Genomic DNA, 18,069 nt, shown 5'->3' with positions numbered 1-18,069 from the left:
CCGCGGTGCGGGGAACCCTGAACCCCCTTGCCATCCCAGGGTTCCCCGCACCGGCGAGCATCAGGCCACGGTGACGCCGCCGTCGACGGAGTCGGTGGAGAGAGTCAGGTCCTGCCAGGCGTCGAAGTCCTCCTGCACGCGCTGGCGTCCGGCGGTGACCAGCCGCAGCGCGTCCGAGCCCAGCAGCAGGTGCACCGGCGGGTTTTCCACGTCCAGCAGCCGCAGAATCGCGTCGCCCGCGCGGTCGGGGTCGCCGATCCCCTGTCCGGCGAGGGCTTGGCGGCGGGTCCGGATCGGGTCGAACAGGGCGTCGTAGTCGGCGATGCTGCGCGGGGCGCGGACCAGCGACCGGCCCGCCCAGTCGGTTTTGAACGCGCCGGGAGCCACCGCGGTCACCCGCACGCCGAACTGCGTGACCTCCTGGGCGAGGGTGTCGGTGATGCCTTCCAGCGCGTGCTTGCTGCCCTCGTAGAACGCCAGGCCGGGGAACGTGGTGTGCCCGCCCATCGAGGTGATCACGAAGATCTGGCCGTCGCGCCGTTCGCGCATGCCGGGCAGGACCGCCTTGATCGTCGCGACCGTGCCGAAGACGTTGACCTCGAACTGGCGGCGCAGCTCCGCCATCGACGATTCCTCGAAGGTGCCTTCGAGCCCGTATCCGGCGTTGGCGACGAGCACGTCGACCGGGCCCAGTTCCGCTTCGACCTCCCGCACGGTGGGTACGATCCGGTCCGCGTCGGTCAGGTCGAGGACGAAGGCGCGGGCGCGTTCGGGGTCCAGTGCCCGGAAATCGGCCGCGTGCGCTTGGGTGCGCACGGTGCCCGCGACCTGGTGTCCGGCGGCGAGGGCGCGTCGGGCGACGGCCCGTCCGAGGCCGGTGCTGACGCCGGTGATCAGGAAAGTTTTGCTCACTGCTCAAGGTCCTTTCGTGAAAATGGCAGGACGGCATGGACCCCGCGAGGACAGCGGGGCCCGAGGATGGGCGAAGGTCAGGACTCGGCGGGAGCGGCCGGTTCGCGGCCCCAGCTGGCGAGCAGCCGCAGCCGTTCCTGCGAAGGCGAACCGGCCGGCGCGCTGTAGACGACCATCGACTGGCCCGGGTCGGCGACCGAGGTGAAGATCTCGTACTGGAGTTCGAGATCTCCGGCGACGGGATGGCGCAGGCGTTTGAGACCGGTGCTGCGTTCCTGGACGCGGTGTTCCGACCACCACGCCGGGAACTCGGGCGACCGCATCATCAGCTCGCCGATCAGGTTGGCGATGTGCTGGTTCCGCGGCTGCGCGGCCGCGGCCAGCCGCAGCCCGTGCACGTAGTCGCGGGCGACGCGTTCCCAGTCCCGCCACACCAGGCGGGCCCGCGGATCGAGCAACGTCCAGCGCGCCATGCTGCGTTCCCGTCGCGGCAACTCGGCCACGTCGGGAAACAGCAAGGCCCACAACGCGTTCCCGCCGACGACCGTCAGGTTCCGGTCGCTGACGAACGCCGACGCGAGCTCCATCGAGTCCAGCACCTGCCGCAGCGCCGGACGCAGCCGGGACGCATGCTCGGCCTGGTCGAGGCGTTCGGCCGTGGCGCCCGCGAGAGCGAACAGATGCCGCCGCTCGATGTCGTCGAACCGCAGCGCGTCGCAGAGTGCGTGCAGCACCTGCTCGGACGGCTGCCGCGCGCGGCCCTGTTCCAGCCGGGTGTAGTACTCGGTGCTGACCCCGGCCAGCTGCGCGACCTCGCTGCGGCGCAGGCCGGAAACCCGCCGTCCGCCGTCGAATCCGTCCGGAAGACCGATCTCGTCCGGCTTCAGCCCGCCGCGGCGGGCCCGCAGGAAATCGCCCAGGTCGTTCTTGCCCATGCCTCGAGTCTGCCTTCCGCCCGGGCGCTGCCCAAGGCCGTAACTGGTCCTGTCAGTACTACTCACCGGACCGGGCGAGGATCACCGCACGAGCGGCCAGATGCAGCGCCAGCCGTTCGTCCGGACGCGACAGGTCGACCTGCAGCAACTGCTCGATCCGGCTGATCCGCGCCGCGACCGTGTTCCGGTGAATCCCCAGCACAGTCGCGGTTTCCGCCAGCGAAGACTCCACGTCGAGATACGCCGCGAGAGTGCGGATCAGATCGCCCGGCACGGAAACCAGCGGAGCGAGCAACGCACGCGCGGCAGGCTCGAAGGTGTCCGTGCGCGTCCATTCCAGAAGCAGCTGCGCCATGCCGAGCTGGTCTACGTGCAGGAAATGCCCGGTCTCCGGACGGGTCGCGGCGAGGCGCGCGGCGTCGGTGGCTTCGGCGACTGTCGCGGTGAGACCGTCGGCGTGCGGGCGGCCGACGCCGAGGTGTGCGTCGAGGGTGCGGCGCAGGCTGTGGTGCACCGCCCGCAGCCGCGCGGACAGCGCCCGCACCCGTTCCGCGGTCGGTTCCTGTTCGAAGGTGACCCAGCCGGTCCAGCCCTCGCCGTGTTCGACGGTGACCGCGTCGATCGACTCCGCCCGGAGCGCGCGCACGACCTCCTGCGTGCGGGAGACCGTGTCGACGTCTGCGGGCACGCCGATGCGCAGGCCGACGTGCCAGCCGCCGAGTCGCCAGCCCGCGTCTGCCGCGCGTCGGCGCAGGTCGGCACCGGGTTCGGTGTCGTGGCGCAGCAGGTCGCCCAGCAGCGCGGACCGGGAACGGGCGTCGCGTTCCAGTTCCAGGCGGTGGGCCAGCAGCCAGCGCTGCACGGCACCGGCGGCGACGGCCAGCGTCGCGGCGACGACGTCCGCGCGCGGGGCCTTCGCGCCGGTCAGCTCGGCGGCCAGCCAGACCGACGGCTGCGGCAGCACTGCGGGATGCGCCAGCAGAACGCCGTCCGCGAGGGTGACGCGTTGCGGGACTGGCTCGTGCACTCGCACGCGGGCGGCCTCGGCGAGTTCTCCGGCGAGCACTTCGCCGCGGTCGTCGAGGACAGCGACGGGAGCGTCCAGCAGTCGGCGCAGCACGGTCACGATTTCTTCGGGTGGCCGCAACCGCTCCCCTAGCGCGCGATGTGCGGCGAGCACTGCCTCGGCGCGGTCGATGTCCGGGGCGGCCAGGGCGAGGCGGGCGTCCACGAGCAGATCGAGCGGATCGGCGGACGTGACCAGCAGCGGAACCGACAGCCGTTCGGCCAGGAGTCGTGACGCGGCAAGGGGTTCGGCTCCGGGAAGCAGGACTCCGGCGGCTTGGGCGTCGGCGCAGCGGCGCAGGAGTGCGTCGATCTGCCAATCGGAACCGAGCGGGCGGACGACGACTACCAGTTCGCCGGGAGCGGGCGTGCCGGACGCGTCGAGCGCGGCCTTGACCGTCTTGAGTGGACGGTCCAAACCGGACTCTCCGGAGCACACCCGGACGGGACCAGCCCACGAAGGCAGCGCGAGCAGCTGGCGGAGAATCACTGGGCTACCACCGGATCGCAGTCGATTCCGTATGCGCGCGGCTCCAGCAGCGGACGTCGTCGCGGGTCGGTCCAGAACGGGGACGCGGCCAGGCACACGACGTCCACCTCCACTCCGGCGCGGATCGCGTCGCACTGCAGCGGGACGCCGGTGCGGCGGTCGAGCACCGAGAGAACGTCCGGAGTGGACGCCACCGGCAGCCCGTCCCGCAGCGCGAGCAGGTACTCGTTCTCCATTTCCAGCCGCAGCAGCGCGCCGTCGCGGTGATCGGCCAGCGTCGCCGAGCCGCGGCCGAAGCCCGGGTGGCCGTGCTGGCCGGGGCCGATGTGCCGCGACACCTCCAGCACCCGGCCGCGGGCGAGAACCTGGCCGTCCAGGGCGGTTTCCAGCGCGGCGAGGTCCGGGCTCTCCCCCGCCGCGAGCACGCGGGAGCCGAGGGCGAGCGCCTCGCTCGTCGTGCCGGGCACCGTGTGGTCGGCCAGCTCGCCGGCCGGGATCGGGGCCAGCGCGATCGCCGCCCAGCCGCCGGAGCTGGCCAGGAACGCGCGGATCCCGCTCTCGACCACCGAGGCCGCCGCGGCGGCGAGCACCACCACCCGGCCGCCGGGTTCGGCCATCGCGGCCGGGGCGACGCCGCGGCCGGTCGCGGCGACCGAGAGCTGGTCGAGCCGCGGCAGCCCGCGTCCGGACAGGTCCGCGTCCACGCAGGGCAGCCCCAGCTCCTGGGCGATCACCAGCGGAAGCAGGCCGTTGAGACCGCCGATCTCGATGGTCATCAACGCCTGCGCGCGCTGCCCGGTCCAGCGTTCGATCGCCTTGATCGCCGAGGCGAACTCGTCGCCGCTCGGCAGTTTCTCGGCGAACGCGGCGGTCGCGCCGACGATTCCGACCGGGACCACCAGGGTGTCCGGCGGCAGGTCCGCGATCGGGCGCACGAGCGGTTCGCGGCCGGATTCGGTCAGCCGCCGCAGCAGCACCGCCGCAGTGACGGTGTCGCCGCCCCCGCCGGACCCGAGCAGCGCGACGCCGCGTTCGAGTGCCGGCACGTCCGCGGCGGTGATGCGCATGGCTGGTCAGCGTATCAGCGGAAGCTGTAGCCGCCGTCCGGATACAGCGTCGAACCGGTGGTGTAAGTGCTGGTGAACAGGTACAGCACGGCATCGGCCACTTCGGACTCCCGGCCGACGCGGTGCAGCAGGGTGTCCGCGCGGTACTGCGCGAAACTCGCCTCCCGCGCGGCCGCCGGGCGCCCGGCCCACAGGTTCCCGTCGATCGTGCCCGGCGACACGACGTTCACCCGGACCGGTGCCAGTTCCACCGCGAGCCCGCGGCCGAGCCCCTCGATCGCCGCGTTGCACGCGATGTACGCCGGTGCCGCGGCGGGCGGGCGCACGCTCGCGACCCCGGACATCAGCACCACCGAAGCGTCGTCCGAGAGCTTCGGCGCGGCGTGCTTCACCGCGTGGTACTGGCCCCAGAACTTGGTGACGAACGGGCTTTCCGCCTCCGCGTCGCTCAGGTCCCGCATCGGGCCGACGGTGTAGGACGCGGCGGGCGTGAACAGGTGGTCGACCCCGTCCAGCGCGCCGAAGAACTCGGCGAGCGACGCCTGGTCGGTAGTGTCCACCGCCTGCCAGGTCGCGGTCGGACCCAGCTCCGCCGCAGCGGCTCGGAGCTTGTCGCCGGTCCGGCCGCCGAGGTGGACGAGCGCGCCAGCCGCCGTCGCACGCCGGGCGACCTCCAGCCCGATCCCGGACCCGCCGCCGAGCACCACGACCACCCGGCCGTCCAGCGAACTCACGAAGCCACCTCCACCGGTATGAAATCGTGCGCCAGGCCGAACGCGGACGGGCCGAACGTGGCTAGCGCCTCCGGAGTGCGCATGAGCGGCGGCGTCGAGATTCCCACCACCGTGACCCGCTGGCCGTAACGCAGCGTCTCGGTGGTGATCGGCTCGGCGGATTCCGCCTCCAGCACGCAGATCAGGTCGGGCACCATGCAGCGCACCTCGCCGTCGACAAGCGCGACCAGGTTCTCGTTCTGGAACAGGATTTCCAGCTTGTGCTCACCGTCGAAGGACACCGCCGCCGCGCGTCCCCTAGCGAATCCTTCTTCGGTCCGGCGCTCCACATCGGACACTTTGCCCCGGAACAACACCCGCAGATGCGAGTACAACGTGTCGCCGAGCGCGGTCGCCAGCGCAGCCACGGGGTCGGCATTCCCTTCGCGGGCAAGGCGAATCGCCCGGCCGACGCTCAGTGCGAGCGAGAGCGTCCGCGGCACGGCGGTGCGTTTGACGTCCGCGCCGCTCATCGAGTACTCGGCGATGTGCGCGACCCCGCCGAGCCGGATGGTAATCCCGCGCGCGAGCCATTCCATCCGCCGGTTGTCGGCGCCGGTGTCGATCAGCGTGGTTTCGCCGCGTTCCCCGGCGATGCCCATCGGCGAACCGGGGACGCCGTACACGCCGAACGTTTCCATCTGCAGCTCCGGGAACGCCCGGCCCATGCCGTCGGCGTCGACCACCGGCAACCCGAGCCGTGCGCCGACGACCAGCGGGATCATCGAGTTGATCCCGCCGCATTCGATCGGCATCGTCGCGTCGGCCTTCGTGCCGAGGTGTTTTTCCAGCGCCCGCAAGGCAAGCTCGGGTTCGGCGCCGTTCGGGAGCTTCTCGTGCACGACGGTCGGCGCGCCCATCTGCGCGGTCGGGATGACGAGGGCGTCGTCGTCCAGGTCGTCCGGGTCGAGCACGGTGACGGGTCCATGCTCGCGGATCGCCTCGCGCACCAGCAGCCGCCCGACGTACGGGTCGCCGCCGCCACCGGTGCCGAGGACGGCCGCGCCGCGGGCGAGATCCTCGAGGTGGTCTTCGGTCAGGGTCCAGCTCATCCCGCGACCCCGATCGGGTCCAGGTCGTAGCCGAAGTACCGCGGACCGGCCAGCGCGATGCCTTCCGGGGTGTGCCAGCGCGGGTCCGCCGGAGCCGCGATCACCGTGACCCGCTGGCCGTAGCGCAGGCCTTCGGTGGTGACGGCCTCGCCGGATTCGCGGTCGAGCGTGCAGATCAGGTCCGGCACCGAAGCGCGCACCTCGCCGTCGACCTCGGCCACCAGGTGCTCGTTCTGGAACCGCAGCAGCATTTCCGTGCCGGTGTCACCGTCCATGCCAGACAGCCGGGCCTCGCCGCGGGCGAACCCGGTGACGGTGCGGCGGGCGACATCCACGACCTTGCCGCTGAACAGCGTCCGGCCGCGCAGCCGCTCCACCACGCGATCCACCGGGTTCTCGTGCTCCTCGCGGGCCTGCCGCACGAGCGCGCCGAGTTCCGCGCACAAAGTCAGCGTTCCGGGCACCATCGATTCGCGGGCCTGCGCGCCGGACATCGCGTAGTTGCTGATCATCGCCGAGCAGCCCATGTCGATGGTCGCCGACCGGGCCAGCCGCTCCGCCCAGTGATTGTCCACAGTGTCCAGTACGCCGCGGTTGCCCTTCTCGTCCGCGATGGACATCGGGGTCGCGCGGATTCCGTACAGGGTCGGCAAAACCATCTGCAGCTCCGGGAACGCGCGGCCCATGCCGTCCGCGTCCACGAGCGGCAGGCCGAGCTGCGCCGCCGCGACGACCGGGATCAGCGAGTTCACGCCGCCCGCTTCGGCGCAGGCGATGTGCGTGAGTTCCTTGCCCAGATAGGTGGCGAGCGTCCGGGCGGCGAGCCCGACCTGTTCGGCGGACGGCAGTTTCTCCACCATCACCGTCGGCGCGCCCATCATCGCGACCGGCAGCACCACGGCGTCGTCGTCCAATTCGGACAGTTTCACCAGCGGCACCGAACCGTGCTCGCGGACCGCGGAATGCGCCAGCAGCCGGCCGATGTACGGGTCTCCCCCGCCTCCGGTGCCGAGGATCGCCGCGCCGCGCGCGATGTCGTCCAAGTCCTTCTCGGTAATCTCAGCCATCGTTCACGCCCCCAGCTGCAAGTCGCCGACCGCCTTGACCCGGATCCGGGTCGCGTTGCCGGGCAGGTACGGGATCGGCACCTCGTCGAAGTCGACGATGCCGACGGACGCCGGGCTCGCCCCGGCGGCCACCGCACGGTCGACCGCTTCCTGCTTCGCCTCGTCCACCACGGCCTCGCGACGGCCGGGCTCGATCACGTACACCCGGTCGACCTCGCCGCCGATCTGCGCGATCGCCGCGCCGATCGCGTTGGCCACCGCGTAGTGGTCCGGCCGGCGGACCTCGCCGGAACCGGCCAGCTCGTCCGGCAGCAGCACCGAGCCGCCGCCGACGGCGACCACCGGAAGCGGCTCGGACGACGTGCGCATCCGGTCCACGACGTCGGAAACGTCCGCCGCGATCCGGTCCAGCGCGGCCCGCACGAAGTCCCGGTCGAGGTGCGCGACCAGCGCCGGGTCGCCGATCTCGGCCCGCCCGGCGGCGACCGCGATGTCCGTGGCGGTCAAGGTGTCTCCGCCGAACACGAGCGCCTTCGAGGTCAGCTCGTACCCGACGGAATCCGGTCCGACGGTCACGCCGGACGCGTCGCCGCGCACCCGGCTGCCGCCGCCGATGCCGATCGAAAGGACGTCCGGCATCCGGAAGTTCGTGCGGATCCCGGCGACGCTGACGTCCGTGGTCGCCTCGCGCGGGAAGCCCTGCCGCAGCACGCCGACGTCGCTCGTGGTGCCGCCGACGTCGACCACCGCGCAAGTATCCAAACCAGACAGCACCGCCGCGCCGCGCATCGAGTTCGTCGGGCCGGACGCGAAGGTCGCCACCGGGTAGCGGCGGGCGAAGTCGACGTCCATCAGCGTGCCGTCGTTCTGGCTCAGGTACAGCGGCGCGGTGATGCCCGCGCCGGTCACCGACGCGGCCAGACCGTCCACGATGTGCGCCGCCAGCTCGCGCAGCGCGGCGTTGATGACGGTCGCGTTTTCCCGCTCCAGCAAGCCGATCCGGCCGATTTCGTGGGACAGCGAGATCGCGACGTCCGGCAGCTGCGACGAGATGATCTCCGCCGCCCGGGCCTCGAACTCCGCGTTCACCGGCGAGAACACCGACGTGATCGCGACGCTGCGCACGCCGGCCGAGCCCATGTCGTCGGCGGCCTTGCGCAGTTCGCTTTCGTCCAGTTCGGCGATGTGCCGTCCGTCGAACTCGTGGCCGCCGTGCACCAGGTAGCTGCGCCCGGACACCGCGTCGACCAGCCGCTGCGGCCAGTCCACCATCGGCGGCAGCGACGCGCCCGCGGGCAGGCTGAGCCGCACCGCCGCGGTCGGGGCCAGCCGGTGCGCCTCGACGAGCGCGTTGATGAAGTGCGTGGTGCCGATCATGACCGCCCGCACCGCGGCCGGGTCGAACGCCCGCTGCCGCTGCAGCCCGTCGATCGCGGCGACGATGCCCGAGGTGACGTCCTCGGTGGTGCTGGTCTTGATCGAGGCGAGCACCTCGCGGCCGTCCAGCAGGACCGCGTCGGTGTTGGTCCCGCCGACGTCGATGCCGATGCGCACGGAGAAATCCCCTTCCAGGTGACGGAATCAGGCGGCCGGGGCCGGTTCGGCGTCCGCGGTCCGGCTCTTGCCGACCCCGCGGACCAGGCCGAGCTTCCCGGCGGCCACGTACAGAACGAAAGCGACGACGAGCGAGTTGATGCTGGGCAGCCCCCAGTCCACGAACTCGCCGAACAGCGCGGCGGCGATCCAGACGACGATCGTCGCGGGCACCCACACCGGGGCGTCGGCGGGCACCGCGCCCCGCGCCCTGGCCTCCTCCAGGTCGCCGCGCCACTGCTTCACCACGAAGTACTCCGCGACCATGATCCCGGCGATGGGCGGGAACGCGACCCCGAGCACGGTCAGGAAATCGGTGAACTTCGAGAGGATCCCGGCCGCGGCGAGCACGCTGCCCACCACGCCGAGCACGGCGGTGACCAGGCCGCGGTGCGCCCGTTTCCCGGAGACGGTGCCGATGAAGTTCACGACGCCGAGCCCGGACGAGTACAGGTTCCAGTCGTTGATCTTCATCGTGCCCGCGATGACGATCAGCAGCCCGACCCAGCCGACCGACGACGTGACGATCGTGGTGATCTGCGCCGTGCCGACCGCGTGCGCGAGCAGCACGCCGGCCAGGCCGATCACGTACTCGCCGAGGGTGACGCCGACGAGCGTCTGCTTGACGACGTCGCCGGTGGTGCGGTTGAACCGGGTCATGTCCGGCGTGATCACCGCGCCGACGATGAACCCGCCCGCGACCAGCGTCGTGCCCTGCAACAGCGACAGCGTCGGGCCGGGCGGCGCGGACGCCACGAGCGCGCCGAGGTCGTGCCGGGTCAGTTCGGAGACCACCGACCAGCCGACCAGGACCAGGAACGCGGGCACCATCAGGTACGCCGTCCACGCCATCGAGTGGAAGCCGCGGACCACGATCGCGGTCACCACCAGGCCGAACACGAGCGCCCAGCCCCACTCCGGCAGTCCGCCGACCAGCGCGGCGAGGCCCTGCGCGGACACCGCGGACTGGATGCCGAACCACCCGATCAGGCTGATCCCGATGGCCAGCCCGATGAGCGCGGAACCGCCGCGGCCGAAGCCGGTCCAGCGCGCGATCATCGAGGTGGTGAGGCCTTCGCGGACGCCGATCACGCCGACGAGAATGGTGATCAGCTCGAGGATGACCGAGCCGAGCGTGAACGCCAGCACGGCGTTCCCGAAGCTCATCCCGAAGCCGATGGTGGCGCCGAGCAGGAACTGCGACAGCGCGGAAACCTGGCCGAACCGCTGCACAGCGACCGACCACCACGAGTAACGGGCGGAATCGGGCACCCTGGTCAGCGCGTAATCGTCGACACCGACAGCCGAGGCCATGGCGACCTCCTCATCCTGGAGGGGAACGGTTCCCAGCACGGTAAGCAGCAGCTCCGGCGAGGTCACCGTGCGATCTGCACAGCCTGGACCATCCGGCTGTGCAACCCGCACTCTTACCCGACCAAGGCGTGGACAGCCTCGTACGCGAACGCCGCCGCGCCGACGCCCGCCGCGACGCTGACGACCACGTTCGCCGCCGCGGCGAAGTACGACTGGCGCTCGACCAGCCGGACGGTTTCGTAGCTGAACGTGCTGTACGTCGTGAGCGCGCCGCAGAATCCGGTGCCGAGCAGCGAGTAAACCGCCGCGGGCAGCGCAGTCCCGGCACCGGCGAGCCCGCCGAGCAGGACACAGCCGATCAGGTTGACGGTGAACGTGCCCCACGGGAACAGGCTCTGGTGCCGGGACTGGACGGCCCGGTCGGTCAGGTACCGCATCGGTGCTCCGACCGCGGCGCCGAGGAAGACGAGGAGGACGGTCATCAGACAGCCACCTCCACCGGGACCAGCTTGCGGGTGATCGCGTGGCCCAGCAGGACGGCGAGCAGCGCGGCGGCGAGCGTTCCGCCGAGATAGCCGAAGGCGACCGGCACGGTGTCCGGCCGCAGCAGATTGCGCGCTTCGACCGCGTACGTGGAGAAAGTGGTGAAGCCGCCGAGGACGCCGACGCCGAGGAACGGCCGCACCAGCCGGTGCGCCGACCACGCCTCGGTGACCAGCACCATCAGCACGCCGATGAGGAAGCAGCCGGCGACGTTCGTCCAGAAGGTCGCCCACGGGAAGCCGCCGGTCTCGGTGGGAAGGGCCTGGGCGAGGCCGTAGCGGGCCAGCGCGCCGAGCCCGCCGCCGAGCGCGATCACCCCGAGCACCGACACGTGGTGCCGGACGAGTTCGCGTTGCTGCACGGGATCCCGGAGGTCGACGTCGGGGTCGAGAGGTTCTTCAGGCACAGTCTTCTCCTACTCCACGGACACGCGTCACCGTTCGAGTAGGGACTGTTGGCGGCCCCCGGCCGCGGTTGTCCGGGCGATTCCCGGAGCGGCGAGCCCCACCGCCGCGCGTACGCGAGCCTACCCGATCAGTTCCCCGCCTCCCGCAACGCGGTCAGCGCCGGACCGAACATAGTGGACTTGATCGCCCCGAGCGTGCCGCGGTCCTTGCCCGCGAGCGGAGCGACCCGGTCGACCGCGGCCGTCCGCAGGTCGTCCAGCGCGGCGGTCGCGTCGACCAGGCCGAGCGCCTTCGCTTGCGGACCGCCGAACCGGCTCCCAGTGGTCATCGACGCGACTGCGGCGGCCGGGGTGAGCTTCGCCTGGACGAGCGCGGCCATCCCTGGCGTGAAGGGGAGGTTGATGTCGGCCTCGGGGAAGCAGAAGTAGCCGCGGTCCTCGCGCATGACGCGGAAATCGTGAGCCATCGCGAGCATCGCGCCACCGCCGAAAGCGTGCCCGTTGACCGCCGCGATCGTCGGGACCGGGAGGGCGAGCACGCGGGCGAGGAGTTCGTGGATGCTGGTCACGTATTTGCCCGCGTCGCCGGGGTGGCTGGTGAGCCAGTCGAGGTCGAGGCCGTTGGAGTAGTACTTGCCGCTGCCGATCGTGACGAGCGCGGCGGGTTCCTTGCCCGCGGTGACCGTGTCGAGGTGCGCGTGGACTTCCTCCAGCCACGTTGGGGCGAAACGGTTTTCGTCGGCGCCGAAGTCGAGAACGTGGACGGCGCCGGTGGTGGTGAGGGTGGGCATTTCAGTCCTTTCTGGACTTTTCCGGGGGTTGGAGTGCGAGGATCGCGCGGACCGCCGCGGCCAGCCGTTCCCGGCTTTCCCTGCTGGCGGGACCGGTGGCGAGTTCGCGGCGGAGCAGGGCCGTCGGGAGGTCCACGACGCAGGCGGTGATGACTTCTACGGCTTGCCCGTCGCCGCGGTTCCAGAGCTGGCGGGCGAGGCGGACCAAGAGGCGGACGAGGCGTTTGTCCAAGGCGTGCAAGGCTTCCGCTACGTCTTCCGGAAGCTGCGGCCCCAGCACCCGCTTCGAGGGGACGGCGATCATCATCCGCGCCGCGTCCGGTCGTGCGTCGGCTACTACGGCTGGGGTGTCGGCCGCTGCGACCACTGCTTCGATCGGGTTTGCGGCTTCGTCGACCAGCCGTTCTTGTTCGTCGAGAAAGAAGGTGGCGGCGCGGAGCCAGGTCCGGCCGATCAGGGCGGGGAGGTTGGCGAAGGCGTGGTAGATCGTGCTGTTCGGGACGCCCGCCTCCAGCGCGAGCCGCCGGACGGTGAGCGCCTCGGGACCGAGGTCGGCGATGAGACGCTCGGCGGTGTCGAGGATCAGCTCGGGATCGTGGATCCGGGGGCGGGGCATGGGTGGATGGTAATGGAGCGGATGCTCCAAAACTAGAGCGGGGTGAGGTGTGGCTCAGGGTTCGTGCTTGGGGGTGCTGGTTCTCACCGGCTTAAACGCACGCGAGGATCGCTGCATGACTTTCGCTGGGGCCATCGCTGCGTGCCCAGCTTTGCGTGGGGTTGCTCAGACGTCGTTCGCCTGATGCACGCCGCACGAGCTACTCGCCGGGGCACGCGTCGTTGCGGAGGCAACGTCGGTCTCCGGGGGCAAAGGTCGCTCTGGGGGAATGTCGCTCCGGAGCGAGCGTTCACCGCCGGAAATCTTGTCCGGCACCGAGGAATCGCCCACGCGCGAAGCAACCTTCGGCCGCTCACCGGGCAAGGCGTGATTCCCCGCCCCGTTCGCGGGAGCCGAGCCGCATTCGCCGCAACCGCCCGCGCCCCGCCGCGCAGACCGGGCCAGTCCGCGATGTACAGGCAGCCCCGTTCGCCGAGCAGAGCGCGGCCCCCCCACCCCGTTCGCGGGAGCCGACCGCATTCGCAGCAACCCCCCGCGCCCGCCACGCAGGCCGAATCAGCCCTCGAAGTACAGGCAATCCCGCCCGGCGAGCAGAGTGCGATCCCCGCCTCGTTCGCGGGAGCCGAGCCGCATTCGCCGCAACCGACCGCGCCCCGCGGGCCGGGTCAATCCGCGACGTACAAGCAATCCCGCCCGTCGCGCGCGGTGGCGTCCGGGTCGTCCAGCCAGCGGCCGCCGTCGGCCAGGTAGCGGAAGCGGATCCGGGCGCCCGGCGGGACTTCCACCGCGGCCGAGCGCGTGCCGTTCGAGCGTTTGCGGAGTTCGTGGCGTCCGGGCTGCCAGTCGTTGAAGTCGCCGACCACGCTCACCGGGCCGGGCGGGGTGTCGAGCGGCAGGACGAACGTCACCCGCCGGGCCCCGGAGCCGTTGCTCCGGCTGGTCTTGATCACGGCGTTTCCCTTTCCCGTTCCGGCGAATCGGTCCTTCTGAATCGTTCCATGACCGCCGCCGGGAACCCGGACGCGGCGGGTGCCGCGTCCGGGTGAAAAGCGGGCTCAGGTGGTGGAAACGTCGTCCAGCTGCTCGGCCGCCGGGCGCACCGGGAACAGGTCGCCGCCGGGCGGGGCCGGGATGCGGCCGACCGCGGCCCGGGCCTTCCAGTCCCCCGCGTCGGCGGCGGCGTGCACGCTGTCGAGGGCGGCGTACTGGATGAAATGGATGTCCGGCAACGGCCACGGCGCGGCCCCGGTCGCCGCCGGGAGCAGGTGGTCGACGGCGGCGAAAATGCTGCCGCCCTGCGGATTCCGGTAGCCCCACAGGTTGACGCCCAGGTGCTTGCCCAGCTGCGCCAGGCGAGTCAGCGCGACCAGGTTGAACGTGTGGTAGTGGTACGTCCGCGTGCGGGTGGATTCCTCGGGCTGGCCGCCGTCCGCGGCGATCTGGTGGTCGATCCGGGCCTTGCCGGAGTCGCGGACGATCGTGCGGGCCAGGTCGCGCTGGCCGACGTAGCTCGCGGTCGCCGCGGTCAGCAGGTCGTAGAAGGTGCCGTGGTTGTTGGTCGCCTTCGCCTCGTCGGTGCCGTTCTTGCTGGTGCGCAACCAGGTCAGGAAGTCGGCCGACCAGCCGCGGAACGCCTTGCCGTCGGCCTTCGTCCAGCCGGGCGCGCCCGCTTCGAGGATCCGCGCGGCGTCGAGGACCTGGGTGAAGGTGTAGGAGAACTCGATGATGCCGATCCCGCGCCCGTCGGTCTTGCACGGGATGCCCTGCGCGAAGTTCAGGTTCGGGTTCATTTTCGTTGCCGCGTCGAGGAACCAGGTGCGCAGGTCGAGCGCGGCGCGCTGGGCGTACTCGGCCTTGCCGGTGTAGTACCAGGCGAGCGAAAGCTGGTAGATCGAGTTGAACGCGACGAGCCGCTCGGCCTTGTCCGGCACGTTCTTCATCTCGGGGTTGACCTGGCCGTCGCGGTCGACGTACGGGCAGCCCTGCGGGTTTTCCGGCGTTTTCGGCTGGCTCGGCCAGTAGTACGGGGCGAGGCTGAGGTAGTCGTGCTTGTCGCCGCTCGGCGGGACGCGCTCCTTGTCGACGACCGTCCACGGGCCCTTGGTCAGCGCGTCGTCGGCCTGCTTAAGCAGGTTCGACAGCGACGTGCGCAGCGTCGGGTTGCCGGCCATCAGGCCGATCTTGTTGCCTGCCAGGTGCAGGCCGTCGAGCACCACAGTGTCCGGCACGCAGACGAACGAACACGACCTCGGCGCGGGCGCGGCGGTCGCCGCTCCGGCAGTGGACGCGAGCAGCCCCGCGACCGTCGCGAGAACCGCCGCGAGACGACGCGGACGGGAAGACCGGGAAGGAGGCAGCACCGCAACTCCGTTCAAGAATATGAATACTCCACAGATATGTGAACTGAGATTGAATAACCGAACGCGCGGGGCCGCGTCAAGAGGAGGTCAGGCGAACCAGCCCCGCCGGACCGGGTTCCGGAGGGCGCCGATGCCCTCGATCATGATGGTGACCTCGTCGTCCGCCTCGAGCGTGACGTCCGGGCCGGGAACGGCGGATGTACCGGTGGCCAGGACGGCTCCGCGCGGGAAAACGTCGCCGCGATAGAGCCACGCGACCAGATCCGTGAACCGGCGGTGCAGCCGCGCGGTGGACGTCTCCCCTGCCCAGAGCAGCCCTCCGGCGCGGTGGATCGACACGGTGATGCCGAGCGCATACGGATCCGGGATGTCTTGCGCGGGCACGATCCACGGCCCGGCCGCGCACGAGCCGCGGTACATCTTGGCCTGCGGCAGGTACAGCGGGTTCTCGCCTTCGATGCTGCGCGAACTCACGTCGTTGACGATCGTGTAGCCGACGATCTCCGCGTTCGCGTTGCACACCAATGCCAATTCGGGTTCCGGAACGTCCCAAGTGGAATCTTCGCGGACGCCGATCGGCTCCCCCGGCCCGCGCACGCGGTGCCCGACGCTCTTGAAGAACAGCTCCGGACGTTCCGCTTCGTAGACCCGGGCGTAGACGTCCGCGTCGCCGCTCTCCTCCATCCGCGCCTCGCGCGACACCTCGTAGGTGACTCCAGCGGCCCACACCTCGGTGTCATCGTCGACCGGCGCTCGCGGCTCGCCCGGTTCTCCCGGCGTCAGCTCGACTGCCAGCGCTTCGGCGAAGTCTTCGGCGGACAGTGCCAGCAGGGAGCCGAGCGTTGTCCCGGGCGGGAGTGCGCCGGTGGACTCGCCGTCGGTGACCTGCCAGCCCGCGGCGGTTTTCAGGAGGCGGCGCATCAGTGCGAATCCCTCGGCACGGCGGAACCGCGGGTGCCGTGCAGGAAATCGAAGTCCGCGCCGAGGTGGGCCTGGGTGACGTGCTCGCGGTAAAGCCAGGTGTATCCGCTTCGGTACGGGCTTTCCGGCGGCGTCCACGCTGCGCGGCGGGCGGCGAGTTCCTCGTCGGGCACGTGCAGGGTCAGCCGGCGGGCCGGGGTGTCGAGCGTGATCCGGTCGCCGGTGCGGACGAGCGCGAGCGGGCCGCCGACCGCCGATTCCGGGCTCACGTGCAGCACGACCGTGCCGTAGCCGGTGCCGGACATCCGGCCGTCGCAGATCCGCACCACGTCCGTGATCCCCCGTTCGATCAGCTTCTTCGGCACCGGGACGTTCGCGACCTCCGGCATGCCCGGGTAGCCCTTCGGGCCCGCGCCGCGGATCACGAGGATCGTTTCAGGGGTGACGGGCAGGTCCGGATCGTCGACGACGCGGTGGTAGTCCTCGGCGGTGTCGAAGACCAGCGCCGGGCCGGTGTGCGTGAGCAGCTCCGGCGACGCGGCCGACTGCTTCAGCACCGCGCCTTCCGGGGCGAGATTCCCGGTGAGCACAGCGGTTCCGGTGCCGGGCGGCTGGAACGGCGCGTCGACAGTCGTGATCACCTCGTCGTTCCAGCACTCCGCGGGTTCTCTCGTCTTTCCGGCGACCGTTTGGACGTCGGTGTGCAGCAGCCCGGCTTCGGCGAGCCTCGTCAGCACCACGGGAACCCCTCCCGCGTAACAGAAATCCTCCATCAGGAACTTCCCCGACGGCATCAGGTTCACCAACGTGGGGACGGCTCGGCCCAGTTCGTCGAAGTCGCCCATCGCGAGCGGGACGCCGACGCGCCCGGCCAGCGCGAGAAGGTGCACGATCGCGTTGGTGGACCCGCCGATCGCCGCGTTGACGCGGATCGCGTTCTCGAACGCCGCGCGGGTCAGGATCCCGGACGGGCGCAGGTCTTCCCGCACCATCGCGACAATCCGCTGCCCGGCCGCCTGCGCGGTCTCGAACCGCCGCGCGTCGACCGCGGGCCAGGTCGCCGAACCGGGCAGCTGCATGCCGAGCGCTTCGGCGAGACAGGCCATCGTCGAGGCGGTGCCCATGGTCATGCAGTGGCCGTTCGAGCGGGCCATGCAGCCTTCGGCGAAGAAGCACTCCTCCTCGGTCATCCGGCCGGCTTTGCGCTCTTCCTCGAACTTCCAGACGTGCGTGCCCGAGCCGACGTCGCCGCCGCGGAACTTGCCGTTGAGCATCGGGCCGCCGGTGACCATCACCGCGGGCAGGTCGACGCTCGCCGCGCCCATCAGCATCGCCGGGGTCGTCTTGTCGCAGCCGGAAAGCAGGACGACGCCGTCGAGCGGATTGGCGCGGATCAGCTCCTCGACCTCCATCGCCATCAGGTTGCGGTAGAGCATCGCGGTGGGGCGCATGAGCGTCTCGCCGGTCGCCATCGTCGGGAACGCGAGCGGGAAGCCGCCCGCCTGCCAGACGCCGCGCTTGACCGCCTCGGCGACCCGGTCGAGGTGGACGTTGCACGGGGCCAGCTCGGAAGCGCTCACCGCGATCCCGATCACCGGCCTGCCGTCGAACACCTCCGGGCCGAACCCCTGGGACCGCATCCACGAGCGGTGGATCATCCCCGCCCGGCCGGACGCCCCGAACCACGCCGCACTGCGCACCCGCCGCTCCCTTCCCCGGAACTCTCCTCGATACCCGATCGGGCGGATCCTGGCAATCGGCTGAGAAATCCGGTGAACCGGACACTTCGCGGGACCGCCGGACGTTGGAGGGGGTGAGAACGTTGCCGGAGACGCGAGGTGTGCGATGAGCCTGATCGGGACCCTGGTCGGGTATGTCCTGACCGTGTTCATCGTGGTGCTGGTGGTGCGGATGGTCCTGGACTGGACCCGCCTGGTCGCGACCGGGCCCGCGTGGCTCGGCCAGGTGCGCCGGATCAGCCACCGCGCCACCGAACCGGTGATCGCCCCGGTGCGCCGGGTGCTGCCGCCGGTACGGGCGGGCGGGGTCGGATTCGACCTGGCGTTCACGGTGGTGTTCTTCGCGGCGCTGGTGGTGCGGGGCATCGCGTTCGCGTTGTAGGGCGAGGAGTGCGCGGGTTGGTGGCCGGGTTGATGCCGTTGTG

At 71.1% G+C, this 18,069-nt stretch carries 18 protein-coding genes; 1 reads left to right on the top strand and 17 read right to left on the bottom strand.

The genetic code is table 11. From position 1 onward, the window contains the following. Positions 1 to 60: 60 nt before the first annotated feature. The 17 genes from FKO37_RS23035 to FKO37_RS22955 all read right to left on the bottom strand — a co-directional run bounded on the left by FKO37_RS23035 (position 61) and on the right by FKO37_RS22955 (position 17,605). Positions 61 to 912, bottom strand: coding sequence for an oxidoreductase (locus FKO37_RS23035; protein ID WP_037815592.1), 852 nt, complete (start codon positions 910 to 912; stop codon positions 61 to 63). A 77-nt stretch (positions 913 to 989) separates the two neighbouring features. Further along, a complete protein-coding gene (locus FKO37_RS23030) occupies positions 990 to 1,847 on the bottom strand; it encodes a helix-turn-helix transcriptional regulator (protein ID WP_043835920.1) in 858 nt (285 codons plus the stop codon). Between the two features lie 58 nt (positions 1,848 to 1,905). After that, on the bottom strand, positions 1,906 to 3,402 hold the full coding sequence (locus tag FKO37_RS23025) for a PucR family transcriptional regulator (protein ID WP_037815589.1): 1,497 nt from the start codon (positions 3,400 to 3,402) through the stop codon (positions 1,906 to 1,908). Next, positions 3,399 to 4,469 (bottom strand): DUF917 domain-containing protein, encoded by a 1,071-nt coding sequence (locus FKO37_RS23020; protein ID WP_238605727.1) that lies wholly within the window; start codon positions 4,467 to 4,469, stop codon positions 3,399 to 3,401. The genes FKO37_RS23025 and FKO37_RS23020 overlap by 4 nt, the downstream gene beginning before the upstream one ends. Before the next feature lie 14 nt (positions 4,470 to 4,483). Continuing rightward, positions 4,484 to 5,203: an SDR family oxidoreductase gene (locus tag FKO37_RS23015; RefSeq protein WP_238605726.1), complete on the bottom strand. Its 720-nt coding sequence runs from the start codon at positions 5,201 to 5,203 to the stop codon at positions 4,484 to 4,486. Then, positions 5,200 to 6,294 (bottom strand): DUF917 domain-containing protein, encoded by a 1,095-nt coding sequence (locus FKO37_RS23010; RefSeq protein ID WP_238605725.1) that lies wholly within the window; start codon positions 6,292 to 6,294, stop codon positions 5,200 to 5,202. Before FKO37_RS23010 ends, FKO37_RS23015 begins: the two co-directional genes overlap by 4 nt. Further along, a complete protein-coding gene (locus FKO37_RS23005; RefSeq protein WP_238605724.1) occupies positions 6,291 to 7,361 on the bottom strand; it encodes a DUF917 domain-containing protein in 1,071 nt (356 codons plus the stop codon). The genes FKO37_RS23010 and FKO37_RS23005 overlap by 4 nt, the downstream gene beginning before the upstream one ends. Before the next feature lie 3 nt (positions 7,362 to 7,364). Next, a complete protein-coding gene (locus FKO37_RS23000; RefSeq protein WP_037815583.1) occupies positions 7,365 to 8,915 on the bottom strand; it encodes a hydantoinase/oxoprolinase N-terminal domain-containing protein in 1,551 nt (516 codons plus the stop codon). Between the two features lie 27 nt (positions 8,916 to 8,942). Then, positions 8,943 to 10,268 carry a cytosine permease gene (locus FKO37_RS22995; RefSeq protein ID WP_037815669.1) on the bottom strand — a complete coding sequence of 442 codons (1,326 nt, stop codon included), beginning with the start codon at positions 10,266 to 10,268 and terminating at the stop codon, positions 8,943 to 8,945. Positions 10,269 to 10,381: 113 nt separating this feature from the next. Beyond that, on the bottom strand, positions 10,382 to 10,750 hold the full coding sequence (crcB, locus tag FKO37_RS22990; protein ID WP_037815581.1) for a fluoride efflux transporter CrcB: 369 nt from the start codon (positions 10,748 to 10,750) through the stop codon (positions 10,382 to 10,384). Further along, entirely contained in the window at positions 10,750 to 11,217 is a 468-nt protein-coding gene (gene crcB, locus FKO37_RS22985; protein ID WP_037815578.1) for a fluoride efflux transporter CrcB, read from the bottom strand. The genes crcB (FKO37_RS22990) and crcB (FKO37_RS22985) overlap by 1 nt, the downstream gene beginning before the upstream one ends. Positions 11,218 to 11,345: 128 nt before the next feature. Next, complete coding sequence (locus FKO37_RS22980) at positions 11,346 to 12,008, bottom strand: enoyl-CoA hydratase/isomerase family protein (RefSeq protein ID WP_037815577.1); 663 nt, start codon at positions 12,006 to 12,008, stop codon at positions 11,346 to 11,348. A 1-nt stretch (position 12,009) separates the two neighbouring features. Beyond that, on the bottom strand, positions 12,010 to 12,624 hold the full coding sequence (locus FKO37_RS22975; RefSeq protein ID WP_238605723.1) for a TetR/AcrR family transcriptional regulator: 615 nt from the start codon (positions 12,622 to 12,624) through the stop codon (positions 12,010 to 12,012). Positions 12,625 to 13,289: 665 nt separating this feature from the next. Continuing rightward, positions 13,290 to 13,574: an isoamylase early set domain-containing protein gene (locus FKO37_RS22970; protein ID WP_134670334.1), complete on the bottom strand. Its 285-nt coding sequence runs from the start codon at positions 13,572 to 13,574 to the stop codon at positions 13,290 to 13,292. Positions 13,575 to 13,679: 105 nt separating this feature from the next. After that, the gene (locus tag FKO37_RS22965; RefSeq protein WP_051729108.1) at positions 13,680 to 14,984 is read right to left on the bottom strand and encodes an alginate lyase family protein; all 1,305 of its coding nucleotides are present in this window, start codon (positions 14,982 to 14,984) and stop codon (positions 13,680 to 13,682) included. 87 nt (positions 14,985 to 15,071) lie between these two features. Beyond that, a complete protein-coding gene (locus FKO37_RS22960; protein WP_238605722.1) occupies positions 15,072 to 15,905 on the bottom strand; it encodes a fumarylacetoacetate hydrolase family protein in 834 nt (277 codons plus the stop codon). Continuing rightward, positions 15,905 to 17,605 (bottom strand): IlvD/Edd family dehydratase, encoded by a 1,701-nt coding sequence (locus FKO37_RS22955; RefSeq protein ID WP_308196542.1) that lies wholly within the window; start codon positions 17,603 to 17,605, stop codon positions 15,905 to 15,907. Before FKO37_RS22955 ends, FKO37_RS22960 begins: the two co-directional genes overlap by 1 nt. Before the next feature lie 145 nt (positions 17,606 to 17,750). Between FKO37_RS22955 and FKO37_RS22950 the strand changes: the two genes are divergently transcribed. Then, on the top strand, positions 17,751 to 18,026 hold the full coding sequence (locus FKO37_RS22950) for a YggT family protein (protein ID WP_037815567.1): 276 nt from the start codon (positions 17,751 to 17,753) through the stop codon (positions 18,024 to 18,026). Positions 18,027 to 18,069 lie beyond the last annotated feature (43 nt).

It is taken from the genome of Amycolatopsis sp. Poz14, assembly GCF_006704225.1.
Taxonomy (GTDB): domain Bacteria; phylum Actinomycetota; class Actinomycetes; order Mycobacteriales; family Pseudonocardiaceae; genus Amycolatopsis; species Amycolatopsis nivea.
The sequence above is the reverse complement of the archived record's forward strand: the minus strand, read 5'-3'. Positions and strand labels throughout refer to the sequence as shown.